Origin of the sequence: Olsenella sp. oral taxon 807 (genome assembly GCF_001189515.2) — a bacterium.
Classification (GTDB): Bacteria; Actinomycetota; Coriobacteriia; order Coriobacteriales; family Atopobiaceae; genus Olsenella_F.
The window spans coordinates 624,720-642,601 of record NZ_CP012069.2 but is presented as its reverse complement, the minus strand read 5'-3'; the positions used below and the strand labels follow the sequence as shown (position 1 = coordinate 642,601).

Sequence of the window (17,882 nt, the reverse complement as noted above, 5' to 3'; positions counted from 1 at the left end):
TGACCTCTCGGTGCCGTTTTGGGGCATTTGTGTACACTGTTGGGCTGTTGCGGACAACCGTGGGGACGCAGGAGTGTACACAGATTGGCCAAAATGGCCTCTCAGCGTCGTTTTGGGGCGTTTGTGTACACTGTTGGGCTGTTGCGCTGTTGCGGACAGACGCGAGAACGCAATAGTGTACACAAATCGCCGAAAATGGCCTATCAGTGCCGTTTTGAGGCATTTGTGTACACTGTTGCGCTGTTGTGGACAACCGTGGGGACGCAGGAGTGTACACAGATCGGCCAAAATGGCCTCTCCGCGTCGTTTTGGGGCATTTGTGTACACTGTTGAGTCGCGAGTCGCGATACGAATCGCGACGCGAGCTGCGTCAGGTGGCACGAGCGCCCCAGCCACCATGGCGTGCCGGCGGCGCCTCCTCGCTGGTCCCTCTCGCTTGGTCGGAAAACCAGGCTCTGAGCGAGTGGCGCCGTTGCTAGGTTGGCATCTTCGCCAAGACGTCAACCCACACGAACCCCCGAAGAACCTTATGAATGACACCACGCGCCACGGATTTGCGAAAGGCGGGCTCAGCGATACGTCGTCTTGACGTTCATCTTACGCACGTGCACCTTGACGTTTGGGTCGAGTGACAAGAACAGCTTCTCAACCGCCGTGAGCAGCATGTTCATGTGGAGCCTGTTCGCATTGTCCTCCCATTGGATGAACCTGAAGTTGTAGGTACAGGTCCTGTGGTCTTGCAGGGTTCGGGTGAGCACCGCCTTCCAGTCCTTGGGCCTCGCGATGACAAAGGTCACCCCATCATCCTCAACGAGCTTCGCGCGGCATGAGTCAAAGGAGATGGAGCGCACGGCGGGCGCAACCATGGGGTCACATTGGGAGGCGATGGTGAAGTCCTCAGTGTTTTCCTCGAACCCACTGTCGCGCTCGATCAACTTCCCCTCGCCGATCAGCTTCTTCTTCCGTTTCTCGTCCCAGCGATATGCCACATACATGAGTACGCTCATAACGGCCAACCCGATGAGAAACGTCTTCGTATCCATGGAACGGGCTGCGAGGGCAGCTGCGAAAAGCCACGCCGTCACATTCATGGTGCATCAATTCCTTTCCTCCCCGCACGTACGTTGCGGCTCACGATCCCATCCCATCGAAGTAGCCTCGCGTAGGGAAGAGGTCTCGCGCCTCCTCAAAGAGCCACACGCAGATAGCCACAAAGTAGTCATCCGTCATGGAACTGATGAAGTCGCACACAGTCTGGTCTACGTCACCCTGCCAGTCATAGCTCCTCCCATAGTGGCCAAGCTGGCGCTCCAACGGAAGGATGTGGTGGGCAAAGATGGCGTCACGCTCGTCGCCTCTGTGCAGCGCCTCAAGCTCGTGCTCGAAGAGCTTGTCGAAGAGCTCCCCCACCGCGCGGGGCAGGTCCCCATCCACCTCGGCCGAGCCATAGATCTTCTCGTAGTTCTCGCGCTTGGCACGTCTGAGCTCTGCAAAACCCGCCTCGCTCATCTCGATGCGGTCCTTGCCCACGCTGTTCTCGACCACGTCCGCACAGAGCGCCAAGAGCGCCCAGGCGTTGTAGGCCCCGCCGAGCCCATCATCGAAGCTGTCCTCACCCACGAGGCCGGCACGTATCGCATCCTGGCGATCCTTGCCCACATAGGCAATGATGTCAGAGATGCGCACCACACAGCCCTCGAGCGTCATGGGCCGCAGCTTGTCGATGGTCTTTTCACCGTCCTGCCAGCAAGACTCGACCACGCGATCGAAGCTGTCGAAGTCCGAAAGGCCGCTCGTCTCAAAGACCTGCCGTTCGAACTCCCCGTTGTGGCAGATGACACCATCGAGCGTCTGGAGGGAGAGGTTGCGACCATAGAGGACGTCCAGCACACGCACGCTCTGGACGTTGTGAAAGAACCAGCGCCCTGTGCGGCGGTGATAGGCGTCATTCAAAAAGCGCTCTCCCGCGTGTCCGAAGGGCGTGTGCCCGATGTCGTGACCAAGTGCTATGGCCTCGATGAGGTCGAGGTTAAGACCGAGGGCACGCCCGATATCGCGAGCCACACGGCCAACGAGCTGCTCGTGGAGGTTGCGTCGGGTGATATCGTCGTTTGCCGCAAAGGAGAAGACCTGCGTCTTGCCGTTCAGGCGATTGTACGCCGGCGTATGAATGACCTTCTCGCTGTCGCGGACAAAGGCAGGACGCAGAAGCGACGCCTGATCATGGGAGGTATCTCGTCGTATGACCGACGAGTCTGCCGTGGCAAAGGGAGAGATGCCACCCGCCGCGCGGATCTTTGCGACGCGTTGTGTCGCAGCGGGCGAGAGTTCGCCAGAAAGCCCCGGCGCTAACCTGTTCGTCAATGTGGTCATTGCGTTTCCTCCATGTAGGCAGCTGAACTCACAGCTAGAGATCCATATCGGCACCCTCGTCATCAGCGCTCAGGTAGCACTGCTCGTTTGCCGACGTAATGCTCATGCCCACTCGTCGCATGAGCGACACCGACGCCCTGTTGTCCGGATAGACCTCTGCCCACGGTGTCCATCCTCTGTCCATGTGCTCACGTATCTTGGCTAAGAGGAGCGCCTGTGCCCAGCCATGGCGCCTGTGCCCATCAAACACCGTCAGCATGCCGATCGAACCACAGGGGTGCTCACCGACAAAGCCCACGAGCTCGTCGCCCTTAAAACCACCGAGGATGCCACCCGACTGTAGAAGCGTGTGCAGCTCTCGTTCGCTCGCATAGCCTGTAGGACCATAGGATGCCCATATCGTATCGAAGTAACTCTCGTCAAGCTGTCTCACCTCGCGCTTGACATCCGTCTTGGGAAGTCTTTTGTCCGTAAGGATCGCAAGGCGATAGGGATCAACCCTCATGAGCCCGCAGCACAGCTTGACGTCGCGCACGAGCGCCGGCTCGAGGACGACCACCACGGACGCGTGGACCAGCATCCTGATCACAGAGCGTCCAAGCGTGGCGTCACCCGCCCAGAGCGTCTGGATGCCGTCAGGCGTTCGCACGAGCACACAGCCCTCCCTCGCGAACTCGACTTTGCCGATGTCTCGCCGCAGCATCTCGGTAAGCGGGAAGGTACGCCGGGGGGCGTCGCGCAGCGTCGCGAGACCACGCGCTCGCAGCTCAGCCGAACTCGTCTCGCACGAGACTATGACCACGCCGAGACGCTCGGCAATCTGGTGCATACCCTCGGCGTTCGGATGCTCGAAGCCGTCGGCCAGAAGCGAGCGCTTGTGGTCGAGCAGCCATGAGCCCTTCACGAGCCTCATCTGCTTGTGGCGCGCCACCTCCTGGGAGATGAGCCGTTTGACGCCCTTCCAGCAGCTCTTGGGGTGAGACGGCCACGCCCCCTCGTCGTGCCAGAGCGGGTCTGCGACGTAGGTCGGGACCTTGGGCCACAGCCGTGAGAGCTCGTCCAGGTACAGTCGGATATCACGTGCGATAAGGGGTCCTTGACAGGGTTCATAGCGATAGTTGGCCCCCAAGGCCACCACGATGAGGGCCACGTCGGCCTCTGGCCTCAACCCCACAAGCGTCCCCGGTTGGAAGACCTGTCCACCGATCCCCTGGTTCACGAGATCAAGGTCGAGGTCCCGTGCAAGGAGTGCGGGCCAGCTCTGCCCCGGGTCCCCACAGACAAAGCCCTGCGCTATGGAGTCACCGAGGACAAGCAGTTGCCGACGCATGGGGAGTGCCTCGATCTTCGTACCATTTCCCACGACGGAGCGCAGCGCACAGCCACGCAGACAAGGAAGCCAGATACGCACGCGGTGCGCAGCTCCCAAGCCTGGTAGCTGCGTCACGCCAGCAGCTGGCGATTTCTCGGGGTCGTCCACGCACAGGCTGAGGGTCCTCGTTCCGAGCTGGGGCATGACAGGCATCCGAAGACGACCGTCAACCTCAATGCCAAAGCCATCGTGAGGCAAGGGCGTCGTGTCGCCCACGCTCATCTTCCCGCCCACCCCGACAGTGACTGGTTTGGACACGTGATCCAACACGGCTCGCGTTCCTGTAGGCTCCGGATCCAGTTGCAGCTCGAGCGCCAGTTCAGAGGAATCCGTCTCGAGCTCGAGCGAGATGCCTGCCGTCGCGCGGGCCATGGCCCTGTAGAGCCCCGGGTGCCAGGCACTGACGCTTCCCAAGGCCCTGATCTGCACATCAGAGAACCGCTGCGGCCTCACCCAGCCGCCCCCACTCTCTTGGATAGCCACACAGCCATGGAGTAGCTCCTGGGCAGGCCGACGAACGAGCGTCGCGGATGCCGTGAGGTCGCCCGGTTGCGGGGCAACGCTCATCCTGCCGTCACCACCCCGTCGGTCTCCGTGGGTACGACTGCGTCGACTGCGACTTCCACGGCGTCGCGAACGACCCCATATGCCTCGACGAGGTCATCGAGCGACCAGCGCGCATTGGCGGGACTCGTCGACGGCAACACCACGCAGCCGATTCCGAGCGTTGGCTCTATATGCCTGCGATAGAGACGCGCTGCCGTAGTGCCCGTGCAGAAGATACGACAGATGGGCGCGGCCTCAAGTATGGCCGAGAGATCGTTGGCGACAGGCCGTGTGATCGACGCATCCGAAGCGCCGCAAATCTCGGCGCTTCTCAGCACGTCGTGCAGCGCCAGCCGATGTCGGTGCAGCAGGCTTCGCCGGGCGACGTTATCCTGTGGCACAGGCTCGTCCCACAGAGCAGCCATGACCCGCCAGAAGCGATTCTGGGGGTTTGCGTAGTGAAAGCCCCTCGCCCGTGACGCGGGACTCGGCAGCGTACCGAGCAGGAGCACGCGACTCTGCCCGTCAAAGACGGCCGGCAGAGGCGATGTCACGAGTTCCGGTGCCTGACCAACCCTGACAGCCGCGCTCGCCCGGTCAGACACACTACTCCCCTTCGGCGATTGGCTCGTAGAATTCCTCGCCATCATCGAGCCGCACCATGGAAACCTGCCCGAATCCGGCACCGCCCGCAGCACCCGAATCAATGTCCCAGCGATCGGCAACACCACCGGTCGCCTCACAGGCCCCAACCTTAACCTGACGGCAGAGCCCGTCCTCACCCTGCGGCGAGCGCTCGAGGTAGTTTGCCATGCCCTCCAGATAGGCTGTGGGCGTATGCCCAGCGATCACGATGGGACCAACGCCATTCTCGTCAATGAGCCCCGTCGGCACGCTCCAGAACTCCTCCCTGATCCAGAGCAGGTCCTCGGGATCCTGGCTAAGGAGAAGGTCCTTGACGCCTTGGGACGTAAGCTGGTCCTGGGGCAGGGAGCCTGTGGGGCGAATGCCCGCATGCACCATTATATAAAAGCGATCATTCACCTTGGTCACCGCACCAAAAGGCAGGTTAATGACCCAATCGACCAGCTCGATCCTCGTCTGCTCATCCAAGGCCTCAAGGCCGCTCAATGTCGTGTACGATCCGTTGATCTCCCAGTTCATCTTCACCATGGGATCATCTGTAGCCTGAAAGTACGCAACCATAAGGTCCTCATGGTTGCCCATGATGACACGGACATTCTTGAGGTCATGGCAGATCCTCAGCACGCCCACCGGATCCGGGCCCCTGTCCACCATGTCACCGAGCATGAAGAGGGTGTCCTCGTCTGCAGGAGAGACACGCTCGAGCAGCCTCTCAAGCGGGACCCTATGGCCATGCACGTCCGAGAACGCATATGTTGCCATGATTGCATCTCCTTCATATCTGTACGAACCAAGAACGTACTGCCCAGCTGCTAGCGTACCATCATCATGTCGTAAGGATAGCAAGCTTTGGACTCGACTGCACGCGCGCGCCATTCATTCTTGCCAACCTCAACACGAGGGACTCACTGCATGGAGGAACGATGGCGGATACGCGCCCTCGTAGCCGAGAGGTACTCGCGACTCACACGGAGCTTCCACGGAGCCATTGACCCCACCACGACGAGACGACCGCCAGCTCCTACGGCACGACCGTCTCGGCCAGCACCTTGCACCACATCAACCAGCTCGCTCATCGTGGACTCGAAGCGATCTTTTTTGAGCCGACACTCCCAGACGACAGCCACGGTCCAGCCGCTTGCGAGGAGCTGCGCGCAGCTGCGCTCATCCCGGATCCGGTTACGCGAGAACTTGGCCTCCCAGAACGCGGCATTTGACCGTGGAAGAGGGAGGTCGCAGTAGGGACAGTGATGCCAGAAGCAGCCATTCACAAAGATCGCCGTGCGGCGTCCCGGGTAGCAGATATCGGGCTTTCCCGGAGCCTTCTTCCAGTGCAGGCGATAGCCCCGAAGACCCGCCGCACACAGAGCTGCCCTCACCTTAAGCTCGGGCCTGGTGTCCTTGCTCTTGTTGGCCTGCATGACATGGTGCGTGGCCAAGCTCACCTCACGCGCGGTGGCTCCCCTTGCCCCTGCGGCAGGCGACTCCCCGCGCGCTGCGACGTTCCTTTTGCTCATGCGTCGGCGTCAGCGCCGAGCGTCACGCCGATCGCTGGCACGGGCGGGTCCTCGAGCGCCTCGGGATCCACTGGCTGGCCAGAGAAGTTCAGGTTTCCTGTGAGTCTTTGTGCGCTCTCTTCGTCGAAGTCCTCCGCAAAAAAGCTACCCACTGCGGTAGGTACGCTCGCACGGGCACGCTCATAGAGGTCCCAGAAACTCTCATGCGACACGGCGGCAGTAAAGGGGTTCACCCATGGCAGGTGCTCCGCGTTCTCGAAGTCAGACCGAGCCTCAGGACGCACTCTGTGCGCCATGGCACGATACTGCGAGTAGCGAGCGTGATCCACCAACCTCTCGATGGGCGCGATCACCCTGCCCTTGATGCCAGCTGGCGTGTAGAGCGCACGCTGCGCGAGCCGAAAGAACTTGACCGCACGCGTGTAGCAGTCTAGGGTCACGGTGCGGCTAAAGCTCCAGAGGTTCATGTAGAAGAAGAGCTTATCGATCACCTTGAGCGTCTCGTCGCTCGCGATGAGCACCTCCCTGAAGGGAAGAAAGTCCTCGATCGTTGTGCCGCTCTTGACGTAGAGCACCATCTCGTCGAGGTCACGCTCTATCTCCGCATGCACCGCTCGCCCATCTGTGCGGTCAAGGCCCTCCACGCCTGCGTCGCAGATACCGTACTGCTCAGAGAAGACGAGCGGGTGAACCGCGCTATCGAGCAGGTAGTGGCAGAGGAATCCCGCCGCGTACGCCTTGGCAACAGGCCTCTCCGCCTGCGGGAGCATACTCAGCGCGTCATGTAAAGACGCCAGGAGCGCAGCCGGGCGCTGACGGTGCATGAGGCGTCCCACAACGTCCTGCTCCTTGGTGCGTGGGTCAAGCTCAAGGTAAAATAATGGATCAGGCCCTTGGTTACCTAAGAAGAAGGCATCGCGCTCGGACGAGGATAGAAATCCAAGATCGGCAGCGACGCCCTCGTAGGTATCCCTGCCAAAGAACTCATGTGTGAGAATCGCCGGCATACGAACCGTCCTCCCTTGCGTATCTACTTCATACGCCCTCGTTGGGCGCGCACCTTACTGGTCGCGCATACTCCTATGGTCGAGTTTTCGGCCGCTCGATGCAAGAGATATTTTCATCATCCATCTAAGCCTTTGAAGAACCTGCGCCTACAGCCAGATACTGACTGGCATACGACTTGACCAACCCATGTACAAGAGCTGAAAGGTACACTTGAACAGGTGGGTGTACAGTTGGCAGGCGCGGGTGTGCGTTTGCCAACTCGCAGGACCGACTGGACCCAGCAAGACAGACTCACGATGGCACGGCGTGACCGGGCGCATCATGCCATCGTGATAAGAATGAGGAGCTGTATGTGAGAGAGCCTGACGAGAAAGACCGAGCGCTTGCGGCCCTCCGCGAAGCTATCTCAACGCGTGAGCCCAGTCTCGTGAGGCATGGTCTGGATGTTCTCGCGAAGGCAGGCGACGGGCGGTCGACAAGTAAGGTCACGCCTCTTGAGGCCGTGGACCTCCTCGAGCGGGCCTGCACGTACGGTCCTCGCGCGAGCGCACAGGCGGTATGGGAGTACTTTCAGGGAGACTTCGTCTACACGGGTTGGGCGCTCGCGCTGGCCCTACGTTGTGCCAATGAGGACGTAGCTCGCTGGCTTCTTGGCTTGGGCGTTGACCTTCTGGGAGCCGTGCGCCAACCCAAGGCACTCCGGGCGCTCCTTCCTCACGAAGGCAGCTTCACCCGTTTCGATCTTGTCCGCGAGAGTCCGACGCTCTTTCTCAACAACATGGACCACACGGTCTCCACCGAGGTCTTTGACAACTTCTCTGGAACCGAGCAGATTATAGGCAAACCCTACGCAGTCCCTACAAGCCTACGCGCCAGCTGTAAGCTCGTGGGCACGCTTGCCTCCGAGGGCCTCTTTGATGCCGTCGTCTTCGATGACCTCTTTCGTGCCTGCGTGGTCAAGGCCTGGCATGCGCTGCGCCATGCGCGCGATCGTGATCCAAAGACGGCCCAGACCTGCCTCGCGCTCGCGAAGCACCTGCTCAAGCTACATCGCGAACGGGATCTTGGTGATGGCAACGTCCGTCTCATCATGGGCAACCTCATCGTACCCAAGGCTGACCCGGACATCATGGCCTTCGTCTGCCTCGAGATGCCTGATGTCTTTCTGGGCAGGTTGCGGGCGCTCTCGTGGCTGCAGGAGGACACCGAGCTCATCTGTCGCATGGTGCCCACTCTTTCGCCCGCGACCGAGCAGGACAACGCGGCGCTGTTGCTGGTACTTGCCCGCTCTGGCCTCATGGGGGAGCTCAAGGCCATCGCAAGCTGGCCCGACACGTTTACGACCGCGAACCTGCCCGCAGCCGTGGAGGCAGCGTCTGTGGCAGGGCATGCCGAAGTCGCAACTTGGCTCCTTGCGCGACTCGAGGCTGTGCGAGAAGCCGACGGCGCTGTACCCACCGCAGCCTCGGTTCGTCTTGGCGATGCCACGGCCGCCATTCCTACGCGCAGGCAGCCTGGCAAGCCGGCCACGGGAGGCACCGCACAAGAGGCTCTACCCCCTGCGGGGACAAAGGGCAAAGACACCCCCAGGCCAGTCTCAGCTGTCCCCACAGACGGCAGTCGCGAGGCTGCGGGGACCGTCGCCCTCGACAGGGCTGGGGTCAATCCTGCGGACGCAGTCGAGCGCGGCGTAGACGGCGCAGCTCAGCTCGCGATCCAGATCGTTGAGCTCGCGCGCAGCGAGATCGTCTCACAGAACCCCTTTCTTGCGGGCCCGTTTTCCCTTCTCACCCTTGCCCCCACACGTGGCGCCACAAGCGCTCTGGCGGTGGATGGCCAGACGCTCTCCTTCAATGTCGACCAGCTCATACAGGACTTTGTCACAAGACGCGCTGCCCCCGCCCACGACATGGCACACGCGCTCGTGCACTGCCTCTTGCTCCACCCCTTCGTGGGCACCACGGTAGGACGCGAGGCATGGAGCCTCGCTGCAGACGTCGCAGCCGAGAAGGTCGTGTGCGAGCTCTTGGGACCACGTGAGGGCGAGCGAGGCAGACAGCAACGAGCCGTGTTCGATCGCCTGTGCGGCGAGTTGCACGGCGAGATCACGGCCGAGCGGCTCTATCGCGTCCTCGCTGGAGGCGCGTATGCCCCCATGAGGGATGAGTGGGCCGAGCTGTTCGGCGCTGATGACCACGCTGGCTGGTACCCCTCCGACGACGAGGCCCATCCGGGCGACGTCGGGCACGATCAGCAGGGTACGAGTGATGACGCGGGCACAACGGCGCAAGCCTCGCGCACGCAGAGCCATGCCGGATGGGGCGACGATCGCCCCAAGACCTGCGAAAGTGGGCCCTCTGACCACCAGGGCTCCCCCGCCAAGGACGATCGGGCCGTCAACGACAGGGCGAGCGGAGGCGCCACCGACGCTGGCGCAGACACCCCCGCATCACCAGCGCAGCCCAGCCCTCCTGAGGTTATTGCCCAGAAGGGATCCGACTCCAAGAGGCGCTGGCTGAGGGCAGCGAAGTCCATGCGCACAGACCTCGAGACGCTCTCAAGACGGTATGGCACCAAGGCGCAGAGCTTCGTCAAAATGCTCGACGTCAGTGCCCACGAGCAGATCGACTACCGAGAGTTTCTCAGGCAATTTGCCGTCTCGGGCGAACAGCTTCGGCTCTCTGACAGCGAATTCGACTACATCTTCTATACCTACGGTCTTGAGCTCTACAAGGATACCCCGCTCATAGAGCCTCTGGAGTATCGTGACGAGAGGCGCATCCGAGACTTCGCGATCGTCATCGACACCTCGAGCTCCATCACGCCCAAGGTCGTCCAACAGTTCGTGAACACGACCTTTGACGTGCTTACGAGCGAGTCGAGCTTCTTTGAGAGGACCAATATCCACATCATCCAGGCCGATGCCCAGGTGCAGAGCGACACAACAATCAGCTCACTTGCAGAGTTGGACCACTGGAGGCGCAACATTAGGCTCCGAGGATTTGGAGGCACGGACTTTAGGCCCGCCTTTCGCCACGTACGCAAGCTCATGGAAGACGGTGAGTTCGATGACCTGCGGGGACTCATCTACTTTACCGATGGCTGGGGCATCTACCCCGAGCGCATGCCACCTTACAAGACCACCTTCGTCTTCTATGACGAGGACCACCGACCAGAGCTCGTCCCCGCCTGGGCTATGCAGATCACCCTACACCCAGGGGAGTTCGAGAGCATGTCGGTATACTAAAGAAACCTGGAAGGAGTACGCCCCATGAACATAGCTGAGGCGACGGTGCAGATAGAAGGCGCCATCAAGGCCTACTTGGCGCAAGACGAGGCCGGACTCGACCTCATCCCTCCCCAGATGCAGAGACCGATCCTCATGATGGGCCCACCCGGCATTGGCAAGACGGCCATCGTGGGCCAGATTGCGGAGCGCATGGGCATAAACTTCGTCTCGTACTCGATCACGCACCATACCCGCCAGAGCGCACTTGGCCTTCCCTTTATCGCTGAGGCCAGCTTCGGTGGCAAGACCTATCGCGTAAGCCGCTACACCATGAGTGAGATCATCGCCACCGTCCATGATGCCATCGAGGATTCACAGGTTCGCGAGGGTATTCTCTTCCTGGACGAGGTCAACTGCGCCTCAGAGACGCTTATGCCGTCCATGCTGCAATTTCTTCAGTACAAGAGCTTCGGGCCGCATCGCCTCCCTACAGGCTGGGTCATCGTCTGCGCGGGCAACCCGCCCGAATACAACCGAGCCGCCCGCGAGTTTGACCCTGCCATGACAGACCGACTGAAGCGTATAGACATCGAGCCGAACCTCGACGCGTGGATGAGTTACGCCACGACCCAGGCGGTGCACCCCGCCATCACAAGCTACCTTGCCAACAAGCCCAAGAACTTCTACAAGGTGCGGACCGGCGTACATGGGGCACGCATGGTCACAGCCCGCGGCTGGGAGGACCTCTCACGCATGATGCGGGCATGTCGGCACGAAGGGATTGCCGTCAACCAAAACCTGGTCTCTCAGTACCTCCAAGACAGGGAGGTCGCCGAGGACTTCTCGCTCTACCTCGAGCTCTTCTCCAAGTATGAGGACGACTATAAGATACAAGACATCCTTGCGGGTACAGCGAAGGGTGAGATATCCAGACGCGCAAAGGAGGCGTCCTTCGACGAGCGAATAGCCCTCGTGAACCTCCTCCTGAACGCCCTTCTCGATGAGGTCCACGAGCTCGACGGGGCAACACGCGCGCTTCGTGGCGCCCGGAAAACCGTAGACGACATTGCGGAACAGGCCAGGGAACAGGCCAGCCATGAGTGGGCACACAGACTAGACGAGCGCGCCCAAAAGATGCGCGAGCACAGCGAAGAGGCACGCGCCAAGGGAACAGCTAGCGAAGCGAGGCTGCGTGAGCTTGTGGGAGAGGCAAGGCTTCTTGACGCTTTGCGCCGAACCCTGCTCCAATCGACGGAGCTCGGTGCAAAGGGTTCCAAGGACGCTCGGGCCGTCTGCTCAGAGGTCCTCGACACGAAAGAGTCTAGCCTCGCTGCTCGCGCAAGCAGGATATCGAGCGAGGTCGAGCGTGTCCTCGACTTCCTGGATGGCTGCTTTGGCGACGGTCAAGAGATGCTCGTCTTCACGACGCACCTCGCCGTCGACCCCGCGTTCATGCGCCTCGCGAGCATGCATGGTGCAGCGTCCTTCACGAGACACAGCCGCGCACTCATGCTTCACGAACGCGGACTCGACCTGCTCGATACGGCCGACAGGCTCGTCGAGCAGGGCGCGGGAGCCACAGGCGTGGCCAACCGCAGGGAGCCCTCCCGTCCTCCCTCAAAATGAGTGGCTACCACACGGACCCCACACATTCACCCTAAGAGGATGGGAGGGAAAAGCTGAGCGGGCCTCCTATCTCCTACTTCCCAAGGTTTTTGGCCAAGGCATCGGCAAGCTCCTCTATCTGTCCCAGGTTCTCCTCACGCACGGCAGAGCGGATCTTGACCATCGGCTCGAGGATCGTCATGTTGGGCATAAGACCGAGGCGCTTCTGGAGGATGGAGCCCGCCTGCGGGGACCAGCTACCGTTCTCCATGATGGCGGCCGTCCTGTTGCGCAGGTTGTGCCGGGACAGTTCCTGCACAAGGTAGTCCATGCTGTCAAAGACCTCCAAGTTATAGGTCGAGGCGGCAAAGACCAGCGTCGAGTACTGGAACGCGCGAGACACCAGCTCGGACGTGTCGGTCTTGGAGCTGTCGTACACGCGTACGTCGCGCACGCCCCTCTCGGCAAGCTTCGCCGCGAGGATCTCTGCCGCGTTGGCGGTATTGCCATAGACCGAGCCGTAGTATACGCAAACGGAGTCAAGCTCTGGCGTATAGCTCGCCCACTTCTGGTAGCGATCGACGATCTCGTCGAAGTCCTTGCGCCAGAGGTGCCCATGCAAAGGGCAGATCATCTGTATGTCGAGGGACCCCATCTTCTTGAGGACGGCAAGGGTCTGCGGACCGTACTTGCCCACGATGTTCGCGTAGTAGCGACGCGCCTCAGCGGCATAGTCACAGCGCCACTCGACCTCATCCGCAAAGAGATTGCCGCCGAGCGCGCCAAAGGCACCAAAGGCGTCGGCAGAGAAGAGGGTGCCTGTCAGCTTGTCGAAGGTCATGATGACCTCCGGCCAGTGCACCATCGGGGCGGCCACGAAGCTCAGGCTGTGCTGACCAAGCTCGAGCACGTCTCCCTCCTTGACCTGCAGCTTATGGGGCTCGATGTCAAAGCCATAGAACTGGCCCATGATCTTGAAGCCCTGTGCGCTCGCGACGAGCTTGAGCTTGGGGAAGCGCTCGACAAGATCGGGGATGATGGCGCAGTGGTCAGGCTCCATGTGGTCGATCACCATGTAGTCGAGGTCCCTGCCCGCAAGCACCTGCTCGAGGTTCTCCATGAACCTGTCGCGAACGGCAGAGTCGATACCGTCAACGAGGCAGGTCTTGTCATCCAGAATGACGTAGTTGTTGTAGGCCATACCCTCGGGCACAGGATAGCTGTTCTCAAAAAGCTCGATGCGGCGATCGGACGCGCCGACCCACCATGTGTCCTGACACAGCTGACGAACGTTATGCATATGCGACGCTCCTTTGATCGCGGACCGTGCGGTCACGTCTCTCCCCCGCAGGCCCATGTCCCCACAAGACAGGGTGAACCAGGCTTAGAGAACCATGAAAGAACCCCCAGGGCAGCCTGAGCCGACTCTGCAATTGATCGGCCGATTCGACCCGTGTCTCCCTGAGATCATTCTATCCCATGTGGCAGGGCAATGGGATAATCGCGAAGAGCCTCGACAACTGGTCGGCCGATGCCCTTCGCGTCGTTACCTTTCACGAGTAGGCCAGTGGCGCCTTCTCAGGCTGACGCGCCGGACCCGCCCGCAGACCGCACGCCCCCTCCCGTCAGCCAGGGCGCCACGACGAGGCACCCTGGTTGACGCCGGCTTTGCGAAGCTCGGTTGTGCCACTCGCTGTCACCGAGTGCGCGATGGTCGTGCCACTCGATGGCGTCGAGTGGCACGACATTTCCTGACAACTGCGCATATACCGATTTTCGTGCCACACGGTGGCGTCGAGTGCACGATCTGCCTGCCACTCGGCGGCAGCGAGTGGCACGCGCATGAGACAGCGCAACGCAAGAGTGTACACAAATTGGCTAGAATGACCTCTCGGTGCCGTTTCGGGGCATTTGTGTACACTGTTGCGCTGTTGTGGACAGATGCGAGGACGCGATAGTGTACACAAATCGCCGAAAATGGCCTCTCGGTGCCGTTTTGGGGCATTTGTGTACACTGTTGGGCTGTTGCGCTGTTGTGGACAGACGCGAGGACGCAATAGTGTACACAAATGGGAGGATCGGGCCTCTCCGCGCCGGATTGGGGCGTTTGTGTACACTGTTGCGACGCGAGTCGCGATACGAATCGCGACGCGAGCTGCGTCAGGTGGCACGAGCGCCTGGGCCACCACGGCGTGCCGGCGGCGTCCCCTTTCTGGCCCCTCCCGCGTGGTCGAGAAGACAGGCTCTGAGCGAGTGGCGCCGCTGCCAGGTTGGCATCTTCGCCGAGGCGCCAACCCACACGAACCCCTGAAGAACACAAAAAATGGGCCAACGCACTATGGCGTTGGCCCGCGACCGTCTCTGGTGGACCGGCAGGGGTTCGAACCCTGGACCTTGGGATTAAGAGTCCCCTGCTCTACCAGCTGAGCTACCGGTCCCCTTGCACGCAAATGGGGTGGGTAGAGGGGCTCGAACCCTCGACCTACGGAGCCACGGTCCGTCGCTCTGCCAACTGAGCTACACCCACCATGTGCCCACCTCGTAACGCGCTTGACTATCATGCCCAAACGAGGACAACAATGCAAGGGTCAATTGCAAAACTCTTCGTTAGACCACCATTGGGAAGGCGGGCACGTTGCCTGTTCGACTTTTGTGGGTTTCCAAAGCCCTTGCGGACTGGCAGATACCACCCTCTTCGCCAAAGACAGCTGCCCTCGAACTCCATGGGTACGTTGCGAGACGAAACTAAGCGGTAACGTCTTCGCACTTGATGCGCACACGCCAACTGTCTATGCTGATCTCTGGTCGTATTCGACTGCCGCCACACACGCACAAGAAGCACTATCGAGACCTGCATGTCACACGACATGCCACGCCACCGCAAAGGAGCCGGCATCATGAATCCTCAGGACGCACGTTTTCCGAGCGGCGTGGACCGCCGCAGCTTCATCAAAGTCGCAACACTTGCCTGTGTCGCTCCACTCCTGTCAGGACTTTCCGCCTGCGGACAGACCACCACTTCGTCTAACCCGCCGGCAAGCTCGATAGACGGCTTCGACGGCACCTTTATCGTAGGGTTTGACCAAGACTTCCCCCCTTACGGCTACATCGGTGACAACGGACAGCTCACGGGCTTTGACCTCGATCTTGCTCAGGCCGTATGCGAGAAGGAAGGCTGGTCCTACGCACCCAAGCCTATCTCGTGGGATGCCAAGGACGCCCTCCTCAACAGCGGGCAGATCGTCTGCATCTGGAACGGCTTCACCATCGAGGGCCGCGAGGGCGGCTATGCCTTCACTCATCCCTACATGGAAAATCGCCAGGTCATCGTCGTTCGCGCAGGCTCCAACATCAGCGCGCTCTCACAGCTTGGCGGCAAGAACGTCATCACCCAGACCGATTCTGCCGCCTACAACCTGCTGACCGGCGACGGTGCCCAGGCGAAGCTTGGCGCTTCCTTCGCTCAGCTCCAGACCATCGGTGAGTACAATACCGCCTTCATGATGCTCGAGAACGGCTCTGTCGACGCCATCGCCGTGGACTATCCCGTCGCCACATACAACATGAGGGGCAGAGGAGGAAGTTTCACAATTCTGAACGAGTCCCTCAACTCTGAGCACTTCGGCGTGGGTTTCGCTAACACCGAAGCCGGTAAGGCGCTCGCCGCCGTCGTCGAGAAGGACCTCCAGGCACTCGACGCAGACGGCAAGGTCAAGGAGCTCTGCGAGAAGTACGCGGACCAGGGGATCTCGTACGATCTCTGGGTGCTTCCCAGGTCACAGGCATAGGCGCGCTCGCGAACCGACGCGGGTCGAGCACCGCACCTCTCGGCCGCTACGGGCCAGGTGACGACTCGTCCCTCAAACTGTTCGCTCCCTCTGCTCCTATGATCACCATCTTTGTCATACACAAGGTCAATCAGGTCTGTACGGCCTGCCACATCCAACGTTAGGGGTTACGAGTGGATCTTTCCACCATGTTCGGCATACTTCTGCAGAGTTACGTCACGTCTCTGCAGATCTTTGCGGTCACGCTCGTCGGATCGCTGCCTCTGGGCATAATCGTGGCACTTGGCAGGCTCTCGCGGTTCAAACCGCTCTCGCTGCTCTGCCAGCTTGTCATCTCTATCTTGCGCGGCACCCCACTCATGCTGCAGATGTTTGCCGTTTTCTTTGTCCCATACTACGTGTTCGGCATTCAGAGTGGCCCGAGCTACATATTTGTGGCCGTGCTCATCGCCTTTGTGATCAACTACTCCGCCTACTTCGCAGAGATATATCGCTCGGGCATCCAGAGCATGCCGCTCGGCCAGTACGAGGCGGCGGAGGTGCTGGGCTACTCAAAGAGGCAGGCCTTCTTTCGTATCATCCTGCCGCAGGTCATAAAGCGCGTACTCCCTGCCATTGGCAACGAGGTCGTGACGCTCGTCAAGGATACCTCACTTGCCTTTTCGATCGGCATCACTGAGATGTTCACGCAGAGCAGGGCCCTCGTCACGTCCCAACGCAGCATGCTGCCCTTCGCCATAGCGGCGCTCATCTATTGGGTTACCTGCCTGCTCATCGAGCTGTTGATGCGGCTTGTCGAGAAGAGGATGGCTTACTACCATGATTAGGCACGCCAAACCAAAGTTTGACCTCCCCCGCCCCGACGAGAGCTTTGCCAGCTTCATGGGGCTTCCCGCCGTCTATCTGCAAAAAGGCTGTAAGTCATTTGACGGCAAAGACGTCCTCAAAGACGTGGACCTCCTCATCAACAAAGGGGAGGTCGTCTCTATCATCGGACCCTCCGGCGCGGGCAAGTCAACGCTGCTGCGCTGCCTCACGCTGCTCGACCGCTTTGACAAAGGCGCCTTGTCCTATGGGAACATCGCGGTCTCAAGGGCGGGCGAGGATGGCACCGCCAGCTACGACGAGGCCGCGATGCAACAGGCGCGCATGCGCTTTGGCATCGTCTTCCAGAACTTTAACCTCTTTCCGCACTGGAGCGTCATGCGCAACGTGACCGACGCACCGTGTACCGTGCAGGGACGTCCGCACGAGGACGTCGAGAAACAGGCAACAGAGCTCATCGAGCGCCTCGGCCTCACAGAGCATGCAGACAAGGTGCCCGACGAGCTCTCTGGCGGACAGCAGCAGCGGGTGGCGATAGCCCGGGCCCTATGCATGCGCCCTCGCATCATCTACTTCGACGAGGCGACCTCCGCGCTTGACCCCAAGCTCACAGCCGATATGCACACGCTGATACGCGAGCTCGCACAGGACGGCATGGCCGTGGGCATCGTCACCCACGAGATGGGCTTCGCCCGCGAGGTGTCTGACCGCGTGGTCCTCCTCCTTGACGGCCAGATAGTCGAGGAGGGCACGCCCGAGCAGGTCATCGAGAGCCCACAGGACGAACGCACGAGGGCGTTTCTGGCCAAGTCCATCGACTGACGGCCCTCGCCCTACGTGTGTCGTAAGGCACGCGAGGCATCATCTCCTGCTTTTCAGGAGAAGAGCCGCGATGGTGACAAGAACCCCCAGCGACACGATGGCAAATTCGAGAAAGGAGGTCGTACCCATCTGTTTACCTCTGTATTCGATAC

General features: G+C 60.8%; 13 protein-coding genes and 2 tRNA genes. 5 read left to right on the top strand and 10 right to left on the bottom strand.

Going from position 1 to position 17,882, the window contains the following annotated elements; all coding sequences use genetic code 11:
* Positions 1–569 precede the first annotated feature (569 nt).
* From ADJ70_RS02725 to ADJ70_RS02695, 7 genes are all read right to left on the bottom strand, one after another.
* On the bottom strand, positions 570–1,091 hold the full coding sequence (locus tag ADJ70_RS02725; protein WP_050343277.1) for a hypothetical protein: 522 nt from the start codon (positions 1,089–1,091) through the stop codon (positions 570–572).
* A gap of 40 nt (positions 1,092–1,131) precedes the next feature.
* Positions 1,132–2,373 carry a deoxyguanosinetriphosphate triphosphohydrolase family protein gene (locus ADJ70_RS02720; RefSeq protein ID WP_050343276.1) on the bottom strand — a complete coding sequence of 414 codons (1,242 nt, stop codon included), beginning with the start codon at positions 2,371–2,373 and terminating at the stop codon, positions 1,132–1,134.
* A 34-nt stretch (positions 2,374–2,407) separates the two neighbouring features.
* The gene (locus ADJ70_RS02715) at positions 2,408–4,312 is read right to left on the bottom strand and encodes a GNAT family N-acetyltransferase (protein ID WP_050343274.1); all 1,905 of its coding nucleotides are present in this window, start codon (positions 4,310–4,312) and stop codon (positions 2,408–2,410) included.
* Positions 4,309–4,896, bottom strand: a complete 588-nt coding sequence (locus ADJ70_RS02710) for a DNA-deoxyinosine glycosylase (RefSeq protein ID WP_050343272.1) — start codon at positions 4,894–4,896, stop codon at positions 4,309–4,311. The genes ADJ70_RS02715 and ADJ70_RS02710 overlap by 4 nt, the downstream gene beginning before the upstream one ends.
* A gap of 1 nt (position 4,897) precedes the next feature.
* Positions 4,898–5,698 (bottom strand): metallophosphoesterase family protein, encoded by an 801-nt coding sequence (locus ADJ70_RS02705; RefSeq protein WP_050343270.1) that lies wholly within the window; start codon positions 5,696–5,698, stop codon positions 4,898–4,900.
* Between the two features lie 143 nt (positions 5,699–5,841).
* A complete protein-coding gene (locus tag ADJ70_RS02700; RefSeq protein WP_050343268.1) occupies positions 5,842–6,453 on the bottom strand; it encodes a very short patch repair endonuclease in 612 nt (203 codons plus the stop codon).
* Positions 6,450–7,460, bottom strand: coding sequence for a hypothetical protein (locus ADJ70_RS02695; RefSeq protein ID WP_050343266.1), 1,011 nt, complete (start codon positions 7,458–7,460; stop codon positions 6,450–6,452). The genes ADJ70_RS02700 and ADJ70_RS02695 overlap by 4 nt, the downstream gene beginning before the upstream one ends.
* A 353-nt stretch (positions 7,461–7,813) precedes the next feature.
* Here ADJ70_RS02695 and ADJ70_RS02690 point away from each other — a divergent pair, with 353 nt between their 5' ends.
* Both ADJ70_RS02690 and ADJ70_RS02685 read left to right on the top strand, forming a co-directional pair.
* A complete protein-coding gene (locus ADJ70_RS02690) occupies positions 7,814–10,708 on the top strand; it encodes a VWA-like domain-containing protein (RefSeq protein WP_157051370.1) in 2,895 nt (964 codons plus the stop codon).
* A gap of 24 nt (positions 10,709–10,732) precedes the next feature.
* A complete protein-coding gene (locus tag ADJ70_RS02685) occupies positions 10,733–12,316 on the top strand; it encodes an ATP-binding protein (RefSeq protein WP_050343262.1) in 1,584 nt (527 codons plus the stop codon).
* A gap of 73 nt (positions 12,317–12,389) precedes the next feature.
* On the opposite strand, the gene ADJ70_RS02680 is transcribed toward ADJ70_RS02685, so the two are convergent.
* The 3 genes from ADJ70_RS02680 to ADJ70_RS02670 form a co-directional block, all read right to left on the bottom strand.
* Positions 12,390–13,595 carry an FprA family A-type flavoprotein gene (locus ADJ70_RS02680; RefSeq protein ID WP_050343259.1) on the bottom strand — a complete coding sequence of 402 codons (1,206 nt, stop codon included), beginning with the start codon at positions 13,593–13,595 and terminating at the stop codon, positions 12,390–12,392.
* 1,062 nt (positions 13,596–14,657) lie between these two features.
* Positions 14,658–14,733: transfer RNA gene (locus ADJ70_RS02675), tRNA-Lys, on the bottom strand.
* Positions 14,734–14,746: 13 nt separating this feature from the next.
* Positions 14,747–14,822: transfer RNA gene (locus ADJ70_RS02670), tRNA-His, on the bottom strand.
* Between the two features lie 370 nt (positions 14,823–15,192).
* Between ADJ70_RS02670 and ADJ70_RS02665 the strand changes: the two genes are divergently transcribed.
* From ADJ70_RS02665 to ADJ70_RS02655, 3 genes are all read left to right on the top strand, one after another.
* Positions 15,193–16,083 (top strand): transporter substrate-binding domain-containing protein, encoded by an 891-nt coding sequence (locus ADJ70_RS02665; RefSeq protein WP_050343256.1) that lies wholly within the window; start codon positions 15,193–15,195, stop codon positions 16,081–16,083.
* A gap of 173 nt (positions 16,084–16,256) precedes the next feature.
* The gene (locus tag ADJ70_RS02660; protein ID WP_050343255.1) at positions 16,257–16,910 is read left to right on the top strand and encodes an amino acid ABC transporter permease; all 654 of its coding nucleotides are present in this window, start codon (positions 16,257–16,259) and stop codon (positions 16,908–16,910) included.
* A complete protein-coding gene (locus ADJ70_RS02655; RefSeq protein ID WP_083443761.1) occupies positions 16,903–17,730 on the top strand; it encodes an amino acid ABC transporter ATP-binding protein in 828 nt (275 codons plus the stop codon). Before ADJ70_RS02660 ends, ADJ70_RS02655 begins: the two co-directional genes overlap by 8 nt.
* Positions 17,731–17,882: the final 152 nt, after the last annotated feature.